Origin of the sequence: uncultured Draconibacterium sp. (assembly GCF_913060805.1) — a bacterium.
Classification (GTDB): Bacteria; Bacteroidota; Bacteroidia; order Bacteroidales; family Prolixibacteraceae; genus Draconibacterium.
This window is the reverse complement of the sequence record NZ_CAJXTC010000001.1, coordinates 21,346-46,879: the sequence shown is the minus strand read 5'-3', so window position 1 is coordinate 46,879 and position 25,534 is coordinate 21,346. Positions and strand designations below refer to the sequence as shown.

Genomic DNA, 25,534 nt, shown 5'->3' with positions numbered 1-25,534 from the left:
ATCCTATATTACAGCCTGATTATTCTTCTTCAGGAGAAAGGTATTTGTAAACGATGCCGGCTAAAATTGCTCCAATTATCGGGGCTACCCAAAACAGCCACAACTGTCCGATCAACTCTCCGTTACCCGTAAAAAGTGCCTGACTGGTGCTACGCGCCGGATTTACCGAGGTATTGGTAACCGGAATACTTATAAGGTGAATCAACGTTAAACACAAACCAATGGCAACACCTGCCAGATATTTTGGAGCTTTTGAGTGTGTCGCTCCCAAAATAACGATCAAAAAGAAAAAAGTCATCACCACTTCGCAAACCAGGGCTGCTACCAATCCATAATCTCCGGGCGAGTAGGCACCATAACCGTTGGAAGCAAAAGTTCCGATATCGGCGCCGGGTTTACCTGTTGCAATAATGTACAGCACTGCGGCGCCAGCAATACCACCCAATACCTGCGCTACAATATAGGGAATAAGCTCTTTGGCATCGAAACGTCCACCAATCCATAATCCCACCGAAACTGCAGGATTTAAATGGCAACCGGAAATATGCCCGATTGCATAAACCATGGTTAAAACGGTTAAACCAAAGGCCAGGGCCACACCGGCAAAACCAATTCCCAACTCCGGGAAAGCGGCTGCAAGCACAGCACTTCCACAACCTCCGAGAACCAACCACATGGTTCCGAAAAATTCAGCAACTAATTTTTTCATACGTTAATTTTTAATTTGGAAATTCATTTAGATTTAAATGCCAAACAGTAAAAAACAAGATCTAACCATTTAGCTTAGAAAAGTTAGGGCAATTGAAAGAAAAAAGCAAATATTTAAAAGACAGCTCCCCAATAACCGACGGTGTCAAAAACCTGATCTTTTTCAGTTTTTGATTTGATCAATTTCTACAAAACAGCATAAATGCTGGCATTTTTACATTTCTGTCGAGGCTAGTCGTCAGTTTTGTTTGCTACATCGGGGAAAAAGAATAAATTAGCGACTCCTAATTTAAACCTGCATCAAAATAAAAAACCATCACGAAAAGCGAAATCGGTTCTTTGCAGAAAGATTTGGTTTTTCAATCCAATAAAAGGCAATAAAAAGGGTATGAAGATTCTGAAAATAAAATTACACTGGCAAATTCTAATCGCACTGGTACTGGCTGTTTTGTTTGGTTATTTTGCACCAAACGCAACCGATTATACCTCGTGGATGGGCGATATTTTTCTTCGCGCACTAAAAATGGTGATCATTCCGCTTATCCTGAGTTCCATCATCAGCGGAGTTACCAGCATGGGTGAAGGCAGCAACCTCGGAAGGCTGGGTTTTAAAACATTGCTTTATTACCTGGGAACAAGTACGCTGGCTATTTTAACCGGATTACTTATCGTTAACCTGGTAAAACCCGGTGTTGGTGTTGAGCTTGGTTTTACCCAATCGGTTGAGGGTCTGGCTGAAAAAGCAGGATCGGTGAAAGATATTCTTTATCGCCTTATTCCGGATAATATTGTTGATGCCATGGCACAGGGAACCATTTTGTCGGTGATCTTTTTTGCTATCATTTTCGGCTACTTTATTACCAAGGTTGACGAACCTTATAAAAACTCTTTAAAAACATTTTTCGACGCCATTTTTGAGGTGATGATGAAAGTAACCTTGTTTATCATCAAATTTACGCCGCTGGGAATTTTTGGTATCGTTGCCGGAGAAGTAGCGCGCAATTCAGAACAACTGGCCAACATTGCCGGAAGCCTTGCAATTTACAGCTTGTGTGTAATTGTTGGTCTTTTAATTCATGCACTCATTATTCTACCATTGATTGTACGTTTTGTCGGGAAAGCAAAACCATACGCACACTTAAAAAATATGGCCACTCCCCTGCTTACCGCATTTTCAACATCATCGTCGAGTGCAACGCTGCCATTAACCATGGAAGCGCTGGAGCACAACAGCGGTGTATCGAATAAAATTACAAGTTTTACCCTGCCTTTGGGAGCTACCATAAATATGGATGGAACTGCACTTTACGAATGTATGGCTGCTATGTTTATAGCTCAGGCGTATGGCGTTGATTTGTCGTTTACCCAGCAAGTATTTGTTGTGGTTACGGCATTGCTGGCATCAATTGGTGCTGCCGGAATACCAATGGCCGGACTGGTTATGATTACCGTTGTTCTGACTGCCGTAGGGTTGCCACTCGAAGGAATTGGGCTTATTCTAGCTGTTGACCGGATTCTGGACATGTTGCGCACCGCCGTAAATGTGTGGAGCGACAGTTGCGGAGCTGTTACAGTTGCCCGTTCGGAAAACGAAGCAACCAGTGTAGGCATTTAAGGCACTACATTCTATAGCTATAACTATTTGAACAATCAAACGCTTTTCTGAACAACTAAAGACAGGTGGTTTCTAAATTATAGAAAACACTATTAATTAGTTAGATTTCTGCCTGCCGGCGGCTTTCATCTTTGCCTTGAAGCAAAGACGAAACAGAAAATTCAAGACTGCTTTTGGTCTTCACCCTCCGTTTTCCTAAAACCCAAATTCGGACGGGTGATCTCCTCGATTCCTCGGAGCTTCCCGCTCTCATTAAGGTTTTATTTCAACTACGGGCAAAGACCAAAAGAGGCCGGTCCACTAATGCAACCTCAGCGACATCGAAGCTTGGCCTCGGCCAGTGAACCGGAAAACAAGCGGTGGCAGCGTAAAAAATTACTGATGTTTGAGGAGGTACGACAGCCTGTCCCGATCGTAGCATCGGGAAGTTTCAGGAATTTTAGCCGGTATCGCGTAGCTTTTCCGAGTGAAGTGGGCGCAGCCTTGGGTTTTCTGTCTACTGTTTGGGCTAAGCCAAAGAGTAGATTCCGCCTGAAAAGGCAAAAATTACGTTTCTTCTGCCAGATTACTGTACTCCTGCGTAATTTTCACAATAGCATGATATTCTTAATAGATCTGTGAACGACACAAGATCATCTGCAAAAAGCACCTTTCAATCTGCTAAATTCGGATTCTTTTCCAATAGCCAAGCTAGACGAATTTATTGGCTTATTGGCAGAAAATCAATGGATTATTCAAATAAATGGCTTACCATTGTAGTGTAAATGCATTTAACATTACAATGAAAATCTTTAAGTACCGGGTTCTAAACCACATACTATTTTGGATATTTATATTTACGTTTTACACCATTCCGTACCTGTTGTCGTATGGTTTTGTAATCGAAGCGTTTATAAATATCATCTACATTCCCATCGACATTATCGGCGTTTACATTGTTATCGAATACCTCATTCCGCGTTTTGTCTTTAAAAAGCGGCAATTTGGCATTTTCATTCTTGGCACCGCGGTAATAATTGCCCTGAATATTGCCATTTCAAACTACATAAAACTGAACATCCAACCCCTGCTGGGATTTTGGGTAGTACGCCGACCGTTTAGCGCCGAAATGTTTTCAGCCTTGCTGAATAACTTCATGATTATTGGTACAGCCACTGCCTTTAAGCTGTTTAGCTATTCTTACAATATTCAGTTAACACAATCGGAACTCGAGCGAAAGACTGTTCAGTCGGAACTGGGCATTCTTCGCTCGCAGGTAAATCCCCATTTTCTCTTTAATGTGTTGAATAATATCGATGCGCTAATTTATGAGGACAAAGAAAAGGCCTCGAATGCCATTGTGCTGTTGTCGAAAATTATGCGCTACATGCTGCAGGAATCAACGCACGAAATGGTAAAGCTGGATAAGGAACTCAGTTATATTCAAGACTACCTGGAATTGGCGAAACTGAGTTTTGCCGATCCCAAATTTCTTGAATTTGAACAAAAAGGAGCACCAAATTCGCAGTTTGTGCCACCACTTTTGTTTATTCCAATTATCGAAAACGCGGTAAAACATTGCAATAAACAATCGGAGTCGCCGGGTGTAAAAATCAACTTTTCTATTGATTCGGATTGTATTGAATTGCGCACATCGAACTTTGTAAAACGCAACAATTTTAAACTGCCCGACAGTGGCACCGGAACGGGACTTAAAAATGTTGAAAAGCGCCTAAAACTACTTTATGGCAGCAATTTTACTTTTGATATTAAAAAGGATATGGATAAATTTGATGTGCACGTAAGAGTGCCGGTTTAACGAATAAGAAAGCGGAATTATGAAAATGAATTGCATAGCTGTCGACGACGAACTTTTGGCCCTAAAAAAGATTGAACGTTTTGCCGAAAAAATTGATTACCTCAATCTTTTGGGTACTTTCGATAATGCTTTGTCCACCTTTTCATTTCTGCGCGAAAACAAAGTCGACCTCATTTTCCTCGATATCCAAATGGATGAATTTACCGGCATCCAGCTGCTGGAAACCTTAAAAGATCCGCCCTACGTAATTTTAACCACTGCTTTTGATGAATATGCACTGAAAGCTTACGAACTTGATGTGGTAGATTATGTTTTAAAACCCATTTCATTTGAGCGTTTTGTAAAGGCCACCGAAAAGGTTTACGCCCGCTTTTTAAAAGACCAGAATAACCAGTCTCCAGCGCCAACACAGCATGTGGTTGAAAATAACGATAACCCGGAATACACCTTCATAAAATCGGGGAATAAAACGGTAAAAGTTTATTTCGATAGGATATTATACATTGAAGGACAACGCGATTACCTTCAAATTCACACTGAAGACAGCCGGATTATGACGCTCCTTAATTTCAAAAAAATGCAGGAAATACTTGATGATCAGAAATTTATTCGCGTTCATAAATCGTACATTATTTCAATCGATAAGATCGACTACATTGAAAACAATACCATTAAAATAAAAGACAAACTTATTCCGGTTAGCAGCACCTACAAAATTGCTTTCCAAAACCTGCTTCAGAAAAAGAATTTTCTGTAATCAGCGCTACCAATTTCAGGTCTTTTTAACAAAATTTCACGCACAGGCTTTTCCTATTTTTATATTTTTGCACCTGTTTTTTAGAGTTTAAACCAGGTTAAAAACCCAGTAAAAATGAAGCGAGTAATCCAGATTTTTATTTTGTTTTTTGTTGTGACAACGCTAACAAACTGTAAAAAAGCAAACAACGACATTCTGTACGACAAAAAGTACATCGACGAGATTAAACAGGTTCGAGAAGAACTCTCATTTTACATGAGAACGAACTTTATTCCGGGGGCGCAAATCGCGATTTCCAAAAACGGTAAACTTATTTATTCCGAGGGCATTGGCCTTGCATCGAAAGATCTTAATGTAAAAACCACCCGCGATACAAAGTTCCGCATCGGGTCGTTATCCGAATTGTACACCACGCTTATTTACCTAAAAATGGTGGAAGACGGCACGCTCATCCCCGACTCAACAATTCAGCATTACCTGCCCGATTTTCCGGAGAAAAGACTTCCTGTAACAGTCGAAAATCTAAAAGATCACACTTCCGGCATTCGTGAATTAAGCAACCGCGAAAGAGAATGGGAGGCAATAAATATAACGCTTCAGAAAGGTTTGGAAACTTTTCAGGATGATGAATTGATGGCACCTCCGGGAGCCATGCAAAAAGAAAGTCGTTTAAATTTTAACCTGCTTGGTGCCGTTATGGAAAAAGCATCGGGGAAAAATTTCAGAGAACTGCTTGAAGAGTATGTAACCGACACGTTACATTTTGAAAATACCTGCCCAGATAATGTTTATGGAACGATTGAAGGACGCACTAATTTTTACGACCACAATATTATTTCGCAGGTGGTTAACGCCTTATCAATCGATTTGCGCTGGCGGGCTCCATCCGACGGGCTTTTATCAACTGCCGAAGATTTGGTAAAACTCACCGATATTTACATGAATTCGGATTACCTGAGCGACAGCACACGGGCACATATTTTTGATCCTGTTTTGCTGGCTAACGATTATAAGTCGCAAATTGCCAACGGATGGCTCATTATGCACGACCGCAGGGGAAATGAGTTCTATGGACGCGATGGTTTTGTGCGCGGAGGTAGTTCCTCGATACTTATTTATCCGGAAGAAGAGTTGGTTATTGCGCTTACATCGAACCTTACGCAGGATCGGCCCAACAATACGATCTTTAAACTGGCCGACATTTTCCTGCCAAAACCGGAGGAAAGCGAGGAATAGAATTTTCTTTTCGGAACCACGATACACGGGGTTTTTATAAAAAGTTTTATTTTAGATATTCAAAACAAGACTTTTTATGGAAACCCTTATTTTTTTGGGAGTAATTATTGGCCTTGCTGCCGGAATCGCCGGAACGATTTATTTTTACAAAAACCGGAGCGAAAAACACCTGCACGACCAATCGGTTATTTTGCTTGAACAAATCAAACAGGTTTGCAAACTAATTACCGTTGAAGGAGAATTCTCGGAACTGTATACGCATCGCGACGAAAAACAGCTGTTCTTCAAACTCTTTCAAACCGAAAAAAGAGCTTTACTGATTGTTAAAGCGAAAGTGATGATCGGTTTCGACCTCACCAAAATAAACATCGATATAAACCCACATAAAAAGCGTGTTGAATTGTCGCGATTTCCCGAACCGGAAATACTCAGTATCGACAGCGACCTGGAATATTACGACATTCAAAAGGGCATTATCAACAAATTAAAAGAATCGGATTTGACCAACATGAATAAACGATCGAAAGAATTTATTCGTGAAAAAGTGGAGCAAAGTCACCTGGTGCAAATTGCAAAAGACCAGGCTAACGATACCGTTGCGCTCGTCCAGCAATTAATTGAATCGGTGGGTTGGGAATTTGAAGCAGAGCACCGTAAAATAAGTGCTACCAAAGTGAAGCAACTATTGAAAGATTAATTGAAGTACTGCGCAAAATATTCCGGCAATTCATCGAGTTCCCTAATCTCAATCTCTTTATAAAAAACCTCAGCGGCTTCGCTTTGTATCTGTATTTTTCCTTTATCCAGTGGCAAAGTCTCACCATCTTTAATGTAGCGCGAGTTACGCAAAACCATTACCACCTCGCCATTTACCACGTGTATGCTGTTCCCATCATAACAAATTAGTTCCAACGTATTCCACTCGCCCGGCGCTTTTTCATAATTTCCACTTCGCAGGCAAAATCCCGGAATCTCCTCATCCTGCCCCATCGGTAAAAACGGCTGACTGGCATCGGCAACCGGATTCATAATATATTCGGGAAGATATGCCCGAATATCGATGGCCGATGTAATTTGGCTCCAGTAATCACCCAGGTGGCCTTCCATTACCTGAAATTCCTGCGACAACATCCACGTGCGCCAATATTCAGCTCCATATGGCCCGATGGAGTGATACAAAATACCCGAGTCTTTCAACAGGTTTTTACGCGGATCAAACTTTTTGTCGCCCCATTTCATTTTCAGCCGCAAGTGATAATTGGAATATTCTTTCTTTGATATCAGGCAACCATAAATCTCGCCGCTAATTTTTAAAACATCTTCGCTGTCATCATTAACAACCGTAAAAACATTATACCCCTCTTTATTTAATCCGATCGGTTCGATTAAATTGCCATTTGCGTCTTTCGGCTGATCGCCATTATAACCCAACTGGTGTTTATAACTCAAATAACGGTCCCACTTCGAGAGGTCTTTATCCATTAACGATTCCCACTCATTCGATGTCGTGCAAGCCGAAAAAATAGCAGTAACAAAAAGCAGCGTAAAAAAATATTTCATACTATTAAAATTGTTTGTTTTCAAGGTATAGTATAGAACTCACGATGAATTTTAATTTTGCTTTTGGGTGAATCTTAGCAAATTAAAATTCATGCTCGTTTCATGATCGTTGTTAGTATTTTTTTCAAAGCTAATTAAAAGTAAACATAAATCACTGATAAAAGTATGTTTTCCTCTCTTATTATCCGTTCACACATTGCCTTTACAACAATGAATTCCAACCTTTTAGCACCGTGTATTAACCCAGCTTTAACAAGTATCAAGTATTCATAAGAAGGGTGTTGCGGAACATAAAAAAGGCAGTACTTTTGCGGCGTCAAAAAAACAAAGGCAACATGGGCTACACAAGTAACACACTGATTATTAGAAGAAATTTGCTGAAACAAATGGTTAAACTATTTGCAGAAGGAAAACTGGTTGAAGAGATCGACCGAATTCCTATTCAAATGGTACCAAAACGTCAGGAAGCACAGAATCGCTGCTGTATTCATAAAGAGCGCGCGGTAATAAAGTACAAGCTGTTCCCGCTTCTTGGCTATACTGTTGACGACGAAAAAGATGAATTGACTCCCCTTAGTTCCTATGCCGCAAATGCCCAAAACCGCACACAGGTTAAAAAGGAAATTATGACCGTGGTTGACGAGGCCTGTACAAGTTGTGTAAAAGCGCAGTACGTGGTTAGTAACCTTTGCCGTGGCTGTGTGGCGCGTCCGTGTATGATGAACTGCCCGAAAGATGCCATTAGCATGGTAAATGGTCAGGCACAAATTAACACCGAAAAATGTATCAACTGCGGAATTTGCCAAAAGCAGTGTCAGTACCATGCCATTATCCACGTGCCAATCCCATGCGAGGCTGCCTGTCCGGTTGGAGCTATTTCGAAAGACGAATACGGTGTTGAACGTATCGACGACGATAAATGTATCTACTGCGGAAAATGTATGGTAGCTTGTCCGTTCGGTAGTATTTTCGAAGTTAGCCAGCTTGTCGATATTCTGATGTGTATCCGAAAAGAAGAGCACACTACAGCAATTTTTGCTCCGGCCATTCATGGTCAGTTTAACCTGTCGACCGGGCAAATTGAAAACCTGTTGAAAGAAATTGGTTTCAACGAAGTTGTAGAAGTTGCCGACGGAGCTCGCAAAACAGTGGAACATGAATCAGCAGAATTTCTTGAGCGCCTTGATGAAGGTGCACCATTTATGACCACCAGCTGTTGCCCAAGTTATGTTGAAACCGTTGAAAAACACGTAAAAGGATTAAAACCTTTTGTATCAGATACGCCATCGCCAATGATGTATGCTGCCGATATTGCCCGCGAGAAAAATCCGGGTACAAAAGTAGTTTTCATTGGGCCATGTATTGGTAAACGTAAAGAAGCCAGACGTAACGAGAAGGTTGATCATGTAATGTCATTCGAAGAATTGAATGCGCTGATTGTTGGTTTGGATATCGATTTAGGCGGAATTCCTGACAACGAAAACCGACACAATAAAAAGACCGTGGACCGTGCTTTTGCACTTTCAGGAGGTGTAACAGCAGCCGTAAAAGCCGAGCGCCCTGAGGCAAACATTAAAGAGCTGGTGATTAACGGTGTTGACAAAAAAGCGGTTGGAATGATGAAAGCTTATGCCCGCGGAAAAGCGCCGGCAAACTTTATCGAGTTTATGGTTTGCGAAGGTGGTTGTATTAACGGTCCTGCGTCGTTGGGAGAAATGGCCGGTAACCGCAAACTGTTTAATAGTAACCTAAAATAGCTGTCATTTCGATCCGAAGGTTGACAGAGAGAAATCTGCCGTCAATTGAAACAGATTTCTCAGTCGTTCCTCCTTCGAAATGACAAAAAATAGGAAAACATGGATCAACATTTTCAAGATATTATTTTACAATCAACCGGCGCTGAACGCCTCCACCAAATTGAAGTTATTCAGAGTTTGTGGAGCGGTTACGGCGAAATCGTACGTTTTGGGCTGGAAGGTTGCGAACTTGAAAGTGTGGTAGTAAAACATGTAAACCTGCCCGAAGGCGGATCACATCCCCGAGGTTGGAACACCGATCTCTCGCATCAGCGGAAACTAAAATCGTACAAGGTGGAAACGGAGTGGTACAAATCGTTCAATAAAAATTGTGACGATAATTGTAAAACACCACAATGTTACGCGCTCGAAACAAAGGGCAGCGAAGTTTTAATGGTTTTTGAAGACCTCGACAGCACCGGATTCGCCCAACGTTTAAGTTCTTCTGTTAACTGGGACAATATTAAAGCTTGTTTGCATTGGCTGGCCAATTTTCATGCAACATTTATGGGAACTAAACCACAAGGTTTATGGGAAACCGGAACCTACTGGCACCTTGAAACCCGCCCCGAAGAACTGGAAGCAATGGATGACCTACCATTAAAAAATGCGGCAAAAACAATTGACGAAAAACTGAGTGCAAGTCCTTTTCAAACGCTCGTGCATGGCGATGCCAAACTGGCCAACTTCTGCTTTTCAAACGATGGAAAAAGCGTTGCAGCTGTCGATTTCCAATACGTTGGCGGCGGTTGCGGAATGAAAGACCTGGCCTATTTTATTGGCAGTTGCATGAGCGAAAACGACTGCGAAAAATACGAGGGCAAGTTGCTCGATATGTATTTTTCTCATTTGCGGGAAGCGCTTAAAAAGAAAAACTCTTCTATTGATGGGGATGCGCTTGAAGCCGACTGGCGTAATTTGTACCATATTGCCTGGGCCGATTTTCATCGCTTTTTAAAAGGCTGGCATCCGGGGCACTGGAAAATCAACTCGTACAGCGAACGTGTTTCGCGCGAAGTCATTGAAAAACTTTCAAAGTAAGTTTTGTGTTTGCTTTGTGTAACTTTAGGGCACATTTTAAGAAGCAAACATTATTACAATCTATGCAATTAACAAGCACCGACTTAAAAACACTTTGTGAAACGGCCATTGAAGCTGCAAAAAAAGCAGGTTCTTTAATCAGCGAATTTTCTACAAAAGATGTAGCTGTAAACAATAAAGAAGCAGCCGACAGTCTGGCCTCGCAAGTGGTTACCGAAGTGGATGTAAAAGCGCAAAACACTATTCTGGAAGTACTTGCTTCCTCCATATCAAAATACGACCTGGCTTTGCTTACTGAAGAAAGCGTTGACGATAAAAGTCGTTTCGAGAAAGACTATTTCTGGTGTATCGACCCGATGGACGGAACACTGGCATTTACTGAAAAAACGCCTGGTTATGCCGTATCTATTGCGCTGGTTTCAAAATCGGGAGAGCCGGTTATTGGCGTTGTTTTCGATCCGCTTACCCAGAATTTGTATTATGCAGTAAAAGGTCAGGGAGCTTTTAAAAACCACAAAAGCTGGCAACCTGATCTGGAACTGAAAGGCAAAAGAACCTTTACGCTGCACATGGACCGCACTTTTCTGAGATATGAACCTTTCGATGAATTTATTTTCGCACTCGAAGAGAAGTTACAGGAGCTAAATTTCAAGGAATTGAAAATTCAAAAAAAAGCCGGTGCAGTTTTAAATGCCATCTGGACACTCGATCAGGCGCCGGGTTGTTATTTTAAACTTCCGAAACCAACACCCGGCGGAGGAAGCCTTTGGGATTTTGCCGCAACCGCATGTATTTTTAACGAAATTGGCGCCCCGGCAACAAGTTTCGAAGGTACTCCCCTCGACCTAAACCGAAGTGATTCGACCTTTATGAATCACCGTGGAGTTTTGTATGCCGGCAACAAAGAAATTGCAGATACAATCCGTTCTATTGTTAAAGCAATAAATTAGTCAGCAACTCTCAAAGTCTACTGTATTCAGCAATTTTGGCAAAGAAAAAGGCAACCAAAAAATTGACTGCCTTTCTCCTTTTATAAGTTATTTTCTATCGAGAATCAACTTCTTCACCACCGTCCGGTCGTTACTTTTTATAATTACCAGGTACATGCCGCTCACGTGTTCATCTAAACTAAAGTTTACACGATCGGTGGACAGGTATTGTTCTCTGAAGATTTCCTGCCCGTTAATGGTGTGTACCCTAATTTCCACATCGCCCAAATTTGGAGATTCAATATCCACTGTAACTTCCCCTTTCGTTGGATTTGGATACATGTTAATATTAAAATCAGCCAATTCCGTTTCGTTGGCTCCAACACCAAGTTCGCTGCATATCATAAACGTATCGGTTGCTGTGCCGAATGAATTCGTCAATGCCACCACAATATCTACACATCCGGTGTCGGCCGCTGTTGGATTACACTGAATAATATAAGAGGTGTCGTTTGGAGTAACGGTTAGCCATAATGGGTATTCATTACCATCAGCCTGGTAGATGTAGAAAGCTTCAAAGTATCCATCAATACAAGCATCAAAAATAGCTCCGTTCTCCAGGCTGAGTTCAACGCTTTGGTCAGTGAATGAAACATAGAAAGTCGTATCAGCTATCGGATTTACCGGAGTTGGTGAGCATCCAGGATCGGTTACGCAAATATTAAAGGTATCGGAACCAATACCATAAGCATTTCCAACCTGAACAACAACGCTAATGCAACCGGTGTCCTGAACCGAAGCGATTCCATTCAGAATGTAGGCTGTGTCGGTCTTGGTAAGTGTGATCCATTCCGGAAGTATTCGCCCATCCTCAAGCAGAACAGTCATACAAGAGAAATTTTGATGCTCACACGAAGCAAACAGATAATCGTCGAACAGGCTTAACTCAATATTCAGCGTATCAAATTCTGCTTCTATCTCGTAATTCGGAACCGGGCGAGCAAGGTAAGGTGGGCAATGAGGATTGTATCCGTCAACGCAGATTGCAAAAGTATCTGACACCGTGCCAAGCTGATTAATCGCCTCAACAATAAAATTGTGGCAGCCGAGGTCCCTAAGCGTTGGATTTAATTCAAGTTCTATTGTTCTCTCGTTTTCAGTTTTAGTAATCCAGGTAGGCAGGCTTTCACTTCCCGCAACATATATGTTCAAATCATCAATCTCACCATTTTCGCAAACGTCAAACATTTCCTTAGGATTTATAAGCAGGGTGTCTGTTGTGTCGTTTGCATAAATCACGGTGTCGGCAATCGGACTAATCAGGGTCGGAGCACAGTAGCCATTTGGTACGATCACCAGTTCCAGTATATCTACCGAATCGCAGCCCGCGGCATTGGTGAGTAACTGGCTATAAGTTCCCGATTCGGTATAGGTATTGCCATCGGTCCATGTGTAACTTTCCACAGCCGCAACTTCAGTGGTATTTTGTGTTGCTTTCAGTATAGTTAAATCAAGTATGATCACTGAATCGCAACCGCCAGCACTCATTAATGTAAAGCTGTATACCCCTGATTCGTCGTAAGTTTCGCCATTGATCCAATCCAGACTTTCGCAGGCTGTCATTTGAATAACTTCCTCTGAAGTACTACTTACTACCACATTGTAAAGAACAGTTCCCGTGCAGTTCGCATCTGTTTGGATGCTTTCGTAATAACTGCCACTTTGTGTTATTGTTTGTCCGTTAATGGTAACTAGTTCATCGCAAACAGTGGTGTCAATTACTGTTGTATCCTGTTCTAACATTACCAGGTCGATAGTTATTATGCTGTCGCAACCGGCATTGTTAAAAATCGTTACGGTGTAATTGCCTGTTTCCGTCAACTCACTTCCGTCTGGTGCCAAATAGCTGTCGCAAGCCGCAACAAACAGTCCTGAATAAGTTGCTTTGTTGATGATTAAGTCAAGCATTACAATCGAGTCGCAACCCATCGCACTAATCAAGGTATCGCTGTAAATTCCGGTTTCAGTGTAGGTCATTCCATTTGTCCAGGTGTAACTTTCACAAGCTTCTTCAGATAGATGCGTATAAACCGGATGTAATACCGTTACATTGTACTGAATTCTGCAGTCGCATAGCGATGTTTCGCTGTAACCTTCTTCGTATGTACCCGATTCGTAGATCAGGCGTCCTAAACCGGTAATAAAACTATCACAGACTGTGGTGTCGATTGCGGTCATTCCTTCATTCAGTACTGTTAGGTGAAGCGTGGTTACTTTGTCGCAACCTCCGACGCCCGTTTGGGTAATCACATAGGTGCCACTCTGCGTATAGGTGTTGCCGTCCGGTCCCCTGTAGGCTCCACATGAAGTACGGTATTCAGTAACATTGTAGGCTTCTTCGATGATCAAATTCAATATGCAGATCGAATCGCAACCCGATGCTGTTGCCTGCCTAAAAGAATAGGTTCCGCTCTGTGTGTAAGTATTACCGTCAATCCAGGTATAACTGTTGCAAGCTGTTACGTTTTCTGTAGTCGTAACCTCATCAGTAATAACAAGGTTAAGAACGTCTAAGTGGTCGCAGCCGGCAGCATTGGTACTGCGTTGCGTGTAAATACCTGTTTTGTCGTAGGTATTTCCATCCGTCCAGGTATAACTGCCACAAGTTGTAATTTCCAGTAAAGAGTTGGTACTTTTGTTGATTGTCAGTTCAAGTGTTGCAATTGAATCACAGCCTATTGTATTGGTCAGTGTTTCAACGTAGGTACCACTCAGATATATACGTTTTCCGAGCCAATCGTAATAATCGCAGCTGGTAACTGTTTCGGTTGTCCGGTCTAAATGAACCGGAGTTGATATTGTTGCACTGGCAGTTACAACATCTCCTTGTGGAGACAGGCTGTTAACCGTTGCAGTGTTGGTAACAAGCCCCGCGTCGAAATCTGTCATTGTTACCTGGTATTGAACTCGAATTGTATCACTTTCATTAGGTGCTAAATCATTCATTGCCTGTGTTAATCCGATTAGTGGATCATCCAGGCTTAAGTTGCTAAGTGTTAAATTTCCGGAGTTCGTGACAATTAATTGATAGTTTATAACATCGCAATCTACCACAGCTGTTTTCGCCAGGAATATTTCTGGATTCAGCACTGCCGGTGTCATCAGCGAATCAGAATCTGTAATTGTTTTATTCTGAGGATCAGAGCCAATAGCTGTTGCAACATTAAGCAATTCTCCATAATCTAGATCATTCTGAACGATGGTGTAGCTCGTACTGAATTGTAATGTTTGAGCAACTCTTAATGTATCAATAAATTCACTCAAGCCTGTCAATGGGTCGTTCAGCTGAATGTTGTTCAATGTTTCGTTACCCGTATTCTTGACAGAGATATTATAAGTGATTACATCACCAGCTGCATTAAAATCGGTCTTGTCTGCAGTTTTGGTAACATCAATAAACGGTTTTAGAACAGCTGACAGCCTTACCGTATCTGCATCGTTCACCTGCAAGCCGTCAGGGCTTGAAGCCTGAGTAGACGCAATGTTGGTCAGCGAACCATTATCAATATCCGACTGCTTAATAAAATAAGCCGTATTGGTAACATTTTGAGCTCCAGGGGCGAGGACAGGTAGTAGTTTGTTTGTTCCGGTAAGCGGATCATTTATCTGTACCGTATTTAAACTCACATTACCTGTGTTACGAACCGTCAGCGAATAATTTATAAGGTCGCCGGCAGTATCGTAATTAGTTCTGTTGGCCACTTTTTCTATTTCAATGGCCGGCTGACTAATTGCAGTAAGTGTAACGCGTGCCAGATCGCTTAAGCCCAGTTTTCGTGGAGAAATACATAGAACCAGAGCTGTATTCACCAAAGTTCCGGCGTCAAGATCTTTTTGAACTATGGAATAAGAAGTGGTGTATTGTGTAGATTCGCCTGCAGCTAATGTGTCAATTGTATGCACAAAACCTGTCAACGGATCACTTACTCGTACGTTGGTTAATCTTACATTCCCTGTATTTTGCAAACCTATCGTAAAGTTAACTACATCGCCAACCATTGAATAATCCGTATGATCAGCTGTTTTTGTAAGCTCTATCGCAGGTTGCTGATCGGCGAGAATAACACAGCTTGCAGAATTAGGAATTGACGCTCCGATTGGATTTTCAGCAGTTACTTCGGCTTCATTCATAATCGACCCGTTGTCAAGATCAGCCTGGGTAATTGTGTAGTTTGCAATAATAGTTTCAATACCACCCGGAGCGATTGTGGCAAAGGTTTGTGTTGTTCCGGTAAGCGTGTCAGTTATCACAACGTTGTTCAACGTTACATTACCTGCATTTTCTATTTCAATGGTATAGGTGATTATTTCTCCTACTGAAGAATACGTTGATGTTCCGGCGGTTTTGGATATGCTAACACCTGCAGCACGCACGGCTGTTGAAATTGCCTCGTCGCGGCTTTCCAATGTTCTGCCAGAAGGAACTGTTGCTGAAACTACTGCCGAATTAATCACCTGACCGCTATCGATATCAGCTTGTGTTACGTTGTAGCTAGAGGTAAATGTTGTTACCTCATTCGGAGCCATTGTACCCAAATCCCAGTTCTGACCGGTTAATGAATCAGTAAGTTCAACATTCGAAAGCGTCAGGTTGCCAATGTTAGTAACCTGTATTTCGTAATTCAAAACATCGCCGGGTTGACTATACAATGGATCGCTGGTGGTTTTTATTACTTCAATACCACCTTTACCATAAATAGCTACCAACGCCTGATCTTCTTCTCTGATTGTGAGTCCAATCGGTGTTAATGCCGAAACCTCGGCAACATTCCGGATTATAAGACCGTCAATATCCTGCTGGGTAGTGGTGTACACAACTGTCTCTGTCCAGGTTTCACCAGGAATCAGATTGACTCTCAGTTTGCCAAACGGAACTTTTGAATCATTTAGCTTAAGATCAGTTAGTGTTGTATTTCCGGTATTTGTAACCGTGAAGGTGTAGGTAATCGGATCTCCTGCCTGAACAATGAGCGTTGGGCTGGCTGTTTTTTCAAAATCAAGTGCCGGTGCTTGCAAAGCGATCACCGTATTTATATCATTTGCCCTAACATTTTTCCCTTTAGGATCGATTCCTGTTACCGAAGCAGTATTTTGAATCAACCCGGCATCCAAATCAGATTGGGTAGCAGTATAAGTTGCCGTCTCTGTTTTTGTCTGGCGAGGAAGAAGACTTCCAATATTTATGTTTGTTCCGGTAAGCGGATCAACAATGGTTACATCATTTAAAGTTACATTACCGGCATTGCTCACTTCAATCGTGTAGGTAATAACGTCACCAACTGCATCAAAACTTGATACATCAGAAGTTTTATTCAGCGAAATTGCTGCGAACTGGTTTGCTGAAAGAGTCAGTGAATCCAGATCATTTACACTCGCATTCTGAGGTGTAAGTGCCGTTACAGCAGCCTCGTTATACAATGATCCGGCATCCATATCCAATTGCTTGATTGAATACAGCCCGTGATAAGTTTGAATATCACCTGGAGCCATTATCCCGATGTTTTGAACTGTCCCGGTTAGTGTATCTGTCAGCACAACATCGTGGAGTGTTACATTTCCTGTGTTGCTGACTTCAAGCGTATAATCAATCACTTCGCCATCGGTATTGTAAGTTGATTTATCAGCTGTTTTAACAACTTCGATACCCGGATTTTGAACAGCATAAACAGTGTATGAATCGTTATCTGACAATGTTCCTGATGGATTATATATTTCGTTGCCATCGATTGTTGCTGTGTTAATCACAGAATCATTGTCAATGTCGGCCTGAGTGATGGCATAATTAGCAGAAACACTCTGGCTTGTGCCCGGCGCTAAAGTTGCTATTGTCTGGTTTGTTCCGGTCAGAGGATCTGTTACCGTAATATTTTCCAGTGTAACATTACCTGTATTTTTAACTTCCAGATTGTAGCGAATTACTTCACCTACTTTTGAATACGTATTGGCAGTTGCAGTTTTATTCAATTCGAATGCAGCATTTCGCGCGGCAGTTGAAGTGGCTTCATCTACCGACTCTACATATCTTCCCAATGGAGTTGCCTCATTAGCTGTCGCTTTCCCTTGATTTAATACGGTGCCTCTGTCGATGTCATCCTGAACCACATTGTAAACCGACAGGAATTGCTGCGATGCGCCCGGTGCCAGCGTATCAATTGTCCAGGTCTCGTTGGTTAATGAATCACTAACAAGTACATCTGCGAGGGTGATATTTCCGATGTTGGTAACTTCAACCGTATACCGCAAACGGTCTCCCGGTGCCGAATAAATTGTATCGCTTGTAGTTTTTACTACCTCTATTGCTCCTTTGTCTTTTACGGCTACCAGCGCATGATCTTTATCCGTAATCGTTGAATTGGGGCCTTCTGCAGAAACATAAGCCGTATTCGCAATTAGTAATCCATCTAAGTCTTCCTGAGTAACGTCGTAATCCAGAGAAGTGGTCCAGACTCCTCCTGGCGTAATCACAGGGAAGTCAAGATCAACCGGAATTCTCGGATCAGTTAAATTCACGTCTCTTAAAGTAACATTACCAGAATTGCTAATTACAAAAGTATATTTAATAATGTCACCAACATTTTCAACCAGTTGAGGTGAGGCGGTTTTATCTATTTTTATTGATGGGGCCTGCAACGCAATCACCGTTAAAGAATCAGTTGATTGCAATGTGCTCAAATCCGGTGCTGTTGCTTGCGCATTGGCAACATTTGTTACGGAGCCTGAATCGAGGTCGGCCTGAGTAATAAAATAAGACGCATCAATTGTTTTTATTTCTGCCGGAGCAACACTGGCGAAAGTCTGGTTTACTCCGGTTAGCGGATCACTCACCTGAACATTCGAAAGCGTAACATTACCTGTATTTTCAAGAGCCAATTTATAGTCAATTTTGTTGCCAATGGTAGTGTAATTACTCTGAACGGCAGATTTGGTCAGCTTCATTAACGGTTTTTGGATGGCGTTAATGGTCAGCTGATCTTTTGTTTCCACTTTATTCAATCCTGGAACGGAACCATAAACAGTTGCTTCATTCTCGATGTATCCATTATCCAAATCCGACTGTTTTACGGTATAGGAAACCAGAATATCCTGAACATCCAGCGGAGCCAAAGCCCCCAGGTTTACAGAAGTTGCAGTTAACGGATCTTCAACCTGAACAGCGGTTAAAGTCACGTTTCCGGTATTTTGAACACGCAGATTGTAGTTGATTATCTCACCAACCACAGAGAAACTGCTTTTGTCGGCAGTTTTAGCTATACTAAGTGATGGATTTTGTTCTGCAACAACAGTTTCTTCTGCTATATCATAAACGTTAACTTTCTTTGGCGAAACTCCCGTTGCTATGGCTGCATTGATAACTTCCCCGGCATCAATATCCGTTTGAGTTATGGCATAATCCCCCGTGAAAACGCTTGAATCTCCCGGCGCCAGGCTTACAAGTGTCTGATCCAATGCAATTAAAGCATCTACAACTTCAACATCGGTTAAGGTTACGTTTCCGGTATTTTTTACGGTTATGGAATAAGTTATAACATCGGCAACAGAGTTGTAAGTGGTATCGCTCGCCGTTTTTGTGATACTTACCGATGGAGATTGTAAAGCCGTGACTTTTTCGGTATCCTGATTTTCGATACTCGAACTTTTCGGATTAGTGGCATCTATTATAGCAGTATTGTAAAGTACTCCACCGTCAATATCAGCCTGGGTGATGGTATAGCTGGTGTTTATCGTCTGAATGTCGCCCGGAGCCATCGTTCCGATTGGCTGTATCAGGCCGGTTAATGTATCTGTCACCACAACATTACTTAAGGTAACATTTCCGACATTACTAACGGTAATCGTGTAATTTATGACATCGCCAACAGACTCGTATGTTTTTGTTTTTGCTTTTTTGCTGATTTCAATTGCACTGCTAGTAACAGCTTTCGAAATGGCTTCATCCATAGCTGTAACCGGATCTCCCAAAGTGGTATTTCCGGTGGCGGAAGCCACATTCCGGATTGTTCCATTATCAATGTCGGCCTGCGTTGCCTCGTAAGCCACTTCGTATATGATATAAGAAAATGGATCCATATTACCGATGTTCCAGGTCTCTGAAGTCAGCGAATCAGTAAGGACTACATTTTCTAATGTTACATTCCCAATATTGAAAATACCCAGTGCGAATTTCACGGAATCGCCCGGCGCGCTATATTGTTTGGTATCCGTAACTTTTATTACTTCTAATGCGCCAACACCATCAATAGTAATATAGGCATCGTCGCTATCACTTACTGTAGTTCCTTCAGGTGTATTTGCCGATACAGTGGCGGTATTCTTTATAACCTTGCTATCGACATCGGACTGGGTAAGTGCGTATTGCACCGAGTCAGCCCAAACCTCTCCCGGAAGTAATTGTGCGATATTTTCCGAATACGGAATCCGAGGATCATCCAACTGGATATTTGTGAGCGTAACGTTTCCGGTGTTATTTACTTCAAATTTATACTCGGCAATATCGCCGGCCAAAAAGAATACGGTTGAATCAACCGATTTGGACAGTTCAATACCCGGAGCCTGAAGTGCAAACACTTTAACCTGATCGCCGGCCTCAACACTTGTTCCGCTGGCGTCGCCGATAACCAAAGCAGTATTCAAAACATAAGCTGTATCGATATCTGCCTGGGTTATGGTGTGTGTGGTAGTAAAATTCTCAATAGCACCCGGCCCAAGTGTTGTTATTGTTGTCGTGAATCCGGTAAGCGGATCATTAACAACAGCATCGGTAATTGTTACATTACCTGTATTCTCAACTTCAATAAAATAAGTAATTAAGTCGTCTACTGCCGAATAGCTTAAAGTGTCTGCTGTTTTGGTTAGTTCGATTGATGGGTGTTGATCTGCATTAACTGTAACCGTAGCGTTATCCGACCATGTTGTAACGTTTGGATCAGTAGCGGTTACAGTTGCCACGTTGGTTATATACCCGGCATCAATGTCTGATTGATTAACGGTGTAGCTTCCACTCAAGAATGCATGGCCACCCGGAATTATTGGAGTACTCAACACCGTATCAATTGCTGCAAGAGGATCCGAAACATGAACATTCGTCATTGTCACATTTCCCGGATTCTTTAATTCCAGCAAATAATTTATTACATCTCCCGGCGCATCAAAGTTTTGCTCAATGGCCGCTTTTTCTAGAACAATTTCAGGGGCCTGATTAGCATAAATTGTTAGCGTATCGTTTGCAGAAACGACAGTTGATGCAGGATCTGTGCCACTAAGCATTGCAATATTCGTTAATGATCCGGCATCTATATCAACCTGGGTGATAGTATAATCTGCCGTAAATTTTGCTGATTTCCCCGGAGCGATCGACCCAAGATCTTTTGCAGTTGTTCCTGTTAGCGGATCATCAAGCGTTACATTCGAAAGCGTAACGTTCCCTGTGTTATTTGCAGTAAAGGTGTAGGTAATGGTATGTCCCAACTGCTCGTAACTGCTAACATCGGCGGTTTTTATCAATTCCAGTTCCGGTCTGGGAATACCGTCAATTACAACTCTGTCGGTATCTGTTACTTCCAGACCGTTATTGCCCATTCGTCCGTATATAGTGGCAACATTGATAACCTCCCGGGCATCCAGATCGGCCTGCGTCAACGAATACGTTATGGTGTCGGTATGTATATCTCCGGGCGCCATATCCGGTAGCGGTTTTACCAGGTTAACAAGTGAGTCAATCAATGCCACCTGCCCGATAGTAACGTTTCCGGTATTGGTTGAAACAATCTCAAACTGTATATCTCCCAACGATCTGAAATCAGGAGCCAGACCTGTTTTAACGATACTGAACGAGGGACGCTGATTAGCGTTTAAAAAGATCTCATCGTAATAAGAAACCCGAACTCCGCTTGGGCTGGTTCCATATATGGTTGTTCCATAGGCAATATATCCCCGATCCAGGTCTTCTTGCTTTATCAAATATGTAAACTCAATACTGTCGACTGAACCAGGAGCCATGGAACCAACTCCCCAGCTTCTGGTTTCAAGGACTAAATCAAGCGATACACTATCCAATGTTACATTACCGGTGTTACTTGCTTTTAGCTTGAAAGCGATCGGTTCTCCAACGGCACCATACACCAGTGTATCGGCTGATATTTCGAGTAAGATTTGTGGTGTTTGAATCGCATCTACCGTAACCGTATCCGACAATGTTGGTGGCGGACCGGCTGCCGAAGAACCTGAAGCCGTTGCAATGTTTGTATAACTTCCGGCATCCAGGTCGGCCTGTGTTACCGGGTGAGGATAAACAGCTGTCCAGATTTCTCCGGGATTTAATAAACCATCACTGTTGGCGTCTTCGTTTGCATTTGGAAATATTATCGGATTAAGCGATCCGGGATCGTCAAGCTGAATATTTGAAATATCAACATTCCCGGTGTTGGATAAAGTCAATTTGTAAATAAGTGCTTCATTAACCTGGGAATAACTGGTCGATGTAGTTTCTTTAGTGAATGTCCAGTCAGGATTGCCAGGGCCAGTGACAAGGGTAAATACAGAACCGTCAGGTAGATCCAGCGCCAGGAAAGTCAAAGTGTTATTAACGTATATCCCACTGTATTCAGTCACGGTTCCGGTGGTAAAATCACCGTCGCCATCTACATCAACAATAAGTTTAAAGTCGGATGAAGCGCTTCCGCCAAGTGATAAGCCGTTAAGGTCAAAAATAAAATTATTGGTAAGATCGCCGGTGCGTTTTACTTTCCACTGCCGGCCCAATCTTAGATATCCGCTTAAACTCGTTGGAAGTCCGGTAGTCTGTTCGCTTAATGCGCCGCCATCGTTCCCGATCATTAAAAAATCACCATCGTCTAAAGAGGCTGCGCCCGCAATCTGGATATTGCATTTTCCTGACTGCCCTGTTCCGTTTCCGTTTCCGGTATTAATACTGTTCGATGAACCTTGGTTCAGGCCACTGCCGTCATCTTTACCAATACCGAAAACATCATTGTGATATGTGGCATTAATGGTAGCATCCCAGATCGGTGTGCCTCCGCTGTTAACGTAATTTCCAGCCAAATGAATACCATACTTAATGGCAAGATAAGATTCTACTTTCAGCTTTTCCGTTGCAGAGAGGCCGGAGGGGTAAAGCACGATTTCTGTCACTTCTCCAACGGCATGAGGCCAACCTGAACTACCTGCACTTCCTGCGTTGTTGGTACCACCTATCATTGGGGTAAACACGATGTTGGCATAATCGGAACCTGGTGAACTTAAAGTTTGGGCAATTCCATTAACTCTGCCTGAAGCGAACGGATTTGTGGTTGGAGACACATCCATATTCACCACATTGTAACTATTTGTTAAGCCCGGGGATGTGAAATTGGAATAAAAAGTTCCTGTCCCATTGCTTACATAACTGCTGTTTGCACCAAAACTCGCAAAGATTGCTGCGCCATAAGCCAATCCGGGAGCTGTACTTCCTAAAAAGTTTGAGTTGTTACTGGTATGCTTGTATACGGCAAAACCATCGACATAAGTAATATCTGTATTACCCGAAAGCCGATCAGAAGGCAAAGACGTCACCGGATCGGTGTTATTGAATGTAACAGCTGGGTTAAAATTGATGGCATCCGCCTGAAAACCAGGAGTACCAGTAACGGTAAACGTATTTGTTCCGGTCTGGTCTGTCCAACCGGTAAGATTGGCGCCACTGTTTGTCGCACCGTTATCTGCTTTTAGCCAAAGATTAGGACCGTTTACACCCGGTCCAGAGGTCGCTCCCACCACAATTGTAAAAACAGCATTATCAGGAAGGGTTACTGCATTAAATTCAACCTTATTGCTTGCAAAAGCTGTTGCATCTATGGTCTGAACGGTTCCGGTTTGGAAATTTCCATCGCCATCGGTATCAATAACTAATTTAAAATCTGATGCCTGTGTTCCAATTCCGGCTATTCCACTTAAGTCGAACTCCATATCTACCGTTCCGACATCGCCATCGCGGTCGGCTTTCCACGATTTTGCCAATCGGGTTCTTCCTGAAAGAGTAGCCGGTAAATTTGCTCCTGTTGCTGTCAGCGTTCCTGCGTCGTGTGCCAGCGTCAGGAATTCGCCCTGAGTATCGTTCGAGCTTGGATTATCGATGGTAAGTATACTGGAGGTTGCGGTATTGATTTGCTTGATTCCCGAACATGCTGAACCGAAAGCTCCTACTCCGGTAACATCGTTGGGAAATGCAGTTGCATGATCGAAATTTGCAGCAATATCGTAATAATCGCGGCCGTATTTTGCCCCAAGATAATCGTTTACCTGTTCCAGTTCACAATCAGTAAGTGCACGCGCGTAAACGATTACTTCCGCAATTTTTGAATCATAGAATTGTTTACTATTCCTGTTTGCACCTATCCTGTATGCGTTGAAGCCCAATGCTGTTCCAAGATCCTGCTGGTTTTGTTCCACGCCATCAGACAATGTTTTTAATGTTGTTCCCGATTGCCTGACGGTAAACAGATCCAGTTCCTGGTTGAAAGGTCCGAATGCTAAGTTACCGTGATTGGTTCGCACCTGGAAATTTTGGGAACTTGCAAGGTAATCAATCTGAAAACTATTCGTCTGTGAAGGATTATTCCAGGAAGAGAAAAAGGCATCATAATCAGCAGGACTTGCGGTTTGCCCCTGCAAAACGATAAAGAGCGTAAAATCGCCAATATAATCCGAGGCCAGGACTTTTCCCAGCGCTTCATTGTTGCCTTTATCAAAACGCAGCGCAGCCTGACCGTTAAACTGATTATTCAAATACGATGGTGGGTTGATACCACTTCCTGCAATACCTGCAGTGGTAACATCGTTTCCGTTTCCTGATTTATCTGTCCATGTAGTAACATCCGTATTATCAGCCGGGTTGTTTCCTGGATTGCCATCGGCATCGGGATCGGAAGCATCGAGCCAAAGTTCGGCTTTTGGAACATCGCCGGGTGATGGATCGTCGTCAATAACATGTATGGTCAATGTTTGCTTTAAACCATCGCCATTGGCATCTCTAACGTCCAGATCGCCACTTGCTGAACTCAGGTTGATCTGAATCGTGCGGTCGCCTCTTCCTTTCGTATCGTTAATCAACGAAAATCCTAATGAAAGAGAGTCTGCAATTCCATAATCTCCAATAGGAACGTTGAGTGTTTTTGTTGGGAAAGTATAATCGATACCTTCATCAGCATCTACTGAAATAACCGTAAAAGTTATGGTGGAAGCACTTTGTACCTCACCGTTCACCACAATATGTGGATCAAATCCTGCAGCTTCCGATTCGTTTATTGTAATTGAACTCTGTCTGAATTCGGTTAATCCTTTCAGTCCAATGTTTACGTTATCCAGAAAATTCCCTGAGCCGCCACCAGTGGTTGATTCAAAGCCAATTTGGTAGACACCGGTTGAACCGGTAAACGTATAACTCCCGGTACGGTGATCCCACGCGCTTGTGCTACTTGCTGTGTGGGTGTCGATGGTGTATAATTTCGAGCTTCCATCCTCGCTGTATATCGAATACTGAACAGTTTCAGTAGCAGTTGCAACGCGTTGCCTGTGGTAGTATTCCCAATCGATGGTTTCGCCATTTACCAGGAAAACGATTTGATACAACCTGGACGACTGAGACACGTTAAGTTCGACATGATAATCACCATTCTGCGAGGGTGTGCTCAGAAATCCTGTCCTCCAGTGTTCAATTGCACCTTCTGCTCCGTTATAAGTTATATGTGTTGAGTACCAGCCATCAATCTGTGGATTATCGCCAACCTGCGATTCAAGATAAGCAACGTCGTTGTGTGGAATCCCCGAACCCGTTTCAAAGGAAGGATTCACGATTATCCGGTTTTGGGCATTTAAATTTTGGCCAAACCCTGTAATAAAAAGGAGTAAAACAAAAAGTCCGGAAATTCGGAATACTTTCAAAGTGTTGGTTTTGCAGGTAAAGTTTTGCATGCTATTTGGTGTTTTTTGTTTTTAAATTGAGTAGTTCGTCTAATGGTATCGAATGGTAAAATTACATTC

At 42.5% G+C, this 25,534-nt stretch carries 11 protein-coding genes; 8 read left to right on the top strand and 3 right to left on the bottom strand.

The genetic code is table 11. The annotated features are described in order from the left end of the window. Positions 1 to 19 precede the first annotated feature (19 nt). Positions 20 to 709, bottom strand: coding sequence for an aquaporin Z (gene aqpZ, locus QZ576_RS00155; protein ID WP_297093163.1), 690 nt, complete (start codon positions 707 to 709; stop codon positions 20 to 22). Between the two features lie 387 nt (positions 710 to 1,096). Between aqpZ and QZ576_RS00150 the strand changes: the two genes are divergently transcribed. From QZ576_RS00150 to QZ576_RS00130, 5 genes are all read left to right on the top strand, one after another. Beyond that, the gene (locus QZ576_RS00150; RefSeq protein ID WP_297093162.1) at positions 1,097 to 2,323 is read left to right on the top strand and encodes a dicarboxylate/amino acid:cation symporter; all 1,227 of its coding nucleotides are present in this window, start codon (positions 1,097 to 1,099) and stop codon (positions 2,321 to 2,323) included. A 742-nt stretch (positions 2,324 to 3,065) separates the two neighbouring features. Then, positions 3,066 to 4,121, top strand: a complete 1,056-nt coding sequence (locus QZ576_RS00145) for a sensor histidine kinase (protein WP_297093161.1) — start codon at positions 3,066 to 3,068, stop codon at positions 4,119 to 4,121. A gap of 19 nt (positions 4,122 to 4,140) precedes the next feature. Then, complete coding sequence (locus tag QZ576_RS00140) at positions 4,141 to 4,878, top strand: LytTR family DNA-binding domain-containing protein (RefSeq protein ID WP_297093159.1); 738 nt, start codon at positions 4,141 to 4,143, stop codon at positions 4,876 to 4,878. A gap of 114 nt (positions 4,879 to 4,992) precedes the next feature. Then, positions 4,993 to 6,114: a serine hydrolase gene (locus QZ576_RS00135; protein ID WP_297093157.1), complete on the top strand. Its 1,122-nt coding sequence runs from the start codon at positions 4,993 to 4,995 to the stop codon at positions 6,112 to 6,114. 76 nt (positions 6,115 to 6,190) lie between these two features. Continuing rightward, on the top strand, positions 6,191 to 6,811 hold the full coding sequence (locus QZ576_RS00130) for a DUF4230 domain-containing protein (RefSeq protein ID WP_297093155.1): 621 nt from the start codon (positions 6,191 to 6,193) through the stop codon (positions 6,809 to 6,811). On the opposite strand, the gene QZ576_RS00125 is transcribed toward QZ576_RS00130, so the two are convergent. Continuing rightward, positions 6,808 to 7,674 carry a DUF1080 domain-containing protein gene (locus tag QZ576_RS00125; protein ID WP_297093153.1) on the bottom strand — a complete coding sequence of 289 codons (867 nt, stop codon included), beginning with the start codon at positions 7,672 to 7,674 and terminating at the stop codon, positions 6,808 to 6,810. The genes QZ576_RS00130 and QZ576_RS00125 overlap by 4 nt on opposite strands. Before the next feature lie 335 nt (positions 7,675 to 8,009). On the opposite strand from QZ576_RS00125, the gene QZ576_RS00120 reads away from it, so the two are divergent. The 3 genes from QZ576_RS00120 (at position 8,010) to QZ576_RS00110 (ending at position 11,461) form a co-directional block, all read left to right on the top strand. Further along, positions 8,010 to 9,431, top strand: a complete 1,422-nt coding sequence (locus QZ576_RS00120) for a monomeric [FeFe] hydrogenase (RefSeq protein WP_297093152.1) — start codon at positions 8,010 to 8,012, stop codon at positions 9,429 to 9,431. Positions 9,432 to 9,530: 99 nt separating this feature from the next. Beyond that, positions 9,531 to 10,511 carry an oxidoreductase family protein gene (locus tag QZ576_RS00115; RefSeq protein WP_297093148.1) on the top strand — a complete coding sequence of 327 codons (981 nt, stop codon included), beginning with the start codon at positions 9,531 to 9,533 and terminating at the stop codon, positions 10,509 to 10,511. Positions 10,512 to 10,573: 62 nt separating this feature from the next. Continuing rightward, a complete protein-coding gene (locus QZ576_RS00110; RefSeq protein WP_297093146.1) occupies positions 10,574 to 11,461 on the top strand; it encodes an inositol monophosphatase family protein in 888 nt (295 codons plus the stop codon). An 87-nt stretch (positions 11,462 to 11,548) separates the two neighbouring features. Here the strand turns inward: QZ576_RS00110 and QZ576_RS00105 are convergent, their stop codons facing one another. Next, positions 11,549 to 25,345 carry a T9SS type A sorting domain-containing protein gene (locus tag QZ576_RS00105; protein WP_297093144.1) on the bottom strand — a complete coding sequence of 4,599 codons (13,797 nt, stop codon included), beginning with the start codon at positions 25,343 to 25,345 and terminating at the stop codon, positions 11,549 to 11,551. Positions 25,346 to 25,534 lie beyond the last annotated feature (189 nt).

Bases quoted from the DNA above. Each gene is read 5' to 3' on its own strand.
- QZ576_RS00145 (WP_297093161.1), top strand. From the start codon at position 3,066: ATGGCTTACCATTGTAGTGTAAATGCATTTAACATTACAATGAAAATC.
- QZ576_RS00115 (WP_297093148.1), top strand. From the start codon at position 9,531: ATGGATCAACATTTTCAAGATATTATTTTACAATCAACCGGCGCTGAA.
- QZ576_RS00130 (WP_297093155.1), top strand. From the start codon at position 6,191: ATGGAAACCCTTATTTTTTTGGGAGTAATTATTGGCCTTGCTGCCGGA.
- QZ576_RS00125 (WP_297093153.1), bottom strand. From the start codon at position 7,674: ATGAAATATTTTTTTACGCTGCTTTTTGTTACTGCTATTTTTTCGGCT.
- QZ576_RS00110 (WP_297093146.1), top strand. From the start codon at position 10,574: ATGCAATTAACAAGCACCGACTTAAAAACACTTTGTGAAACGGCCATT.
- QZ576_RS00120 (WP_297093152.1), top strand. From the start codon at position 8,010: ATGGGCTACACAAGTAACACACTGATTATTAGAAGAAATTTGCTGAAA.
- QZ576_RS00140 (WP_297093159.1), top strand. From the start codon at position 4,141: ATGAAAATGAATTGCATAGCTGTCGACGACGAACTTTTGGCCCTAAAA.
- QZ576_RS00150 (WP_297093162.1), top strand. From the start codon at position 1,097: ATGAAGATTCTGAAAATAAAATTACACTGGCAAATTCTAATCGCACTG.
- QZ576_RS00135 (WP_297093157.1), top strand. From the start codon at position 4,993: ATGAAGCGAGTAATCCAGATTTTTATTTTGTTTTTTGTTGTGACAACG.
- aqpZ (WP_297093163.1), bottom strand. From the start codon at position 709: ATGAAAAAATTAGTTGCTGAATTTTTCGGAACCATGTGGTTGGTTCTC.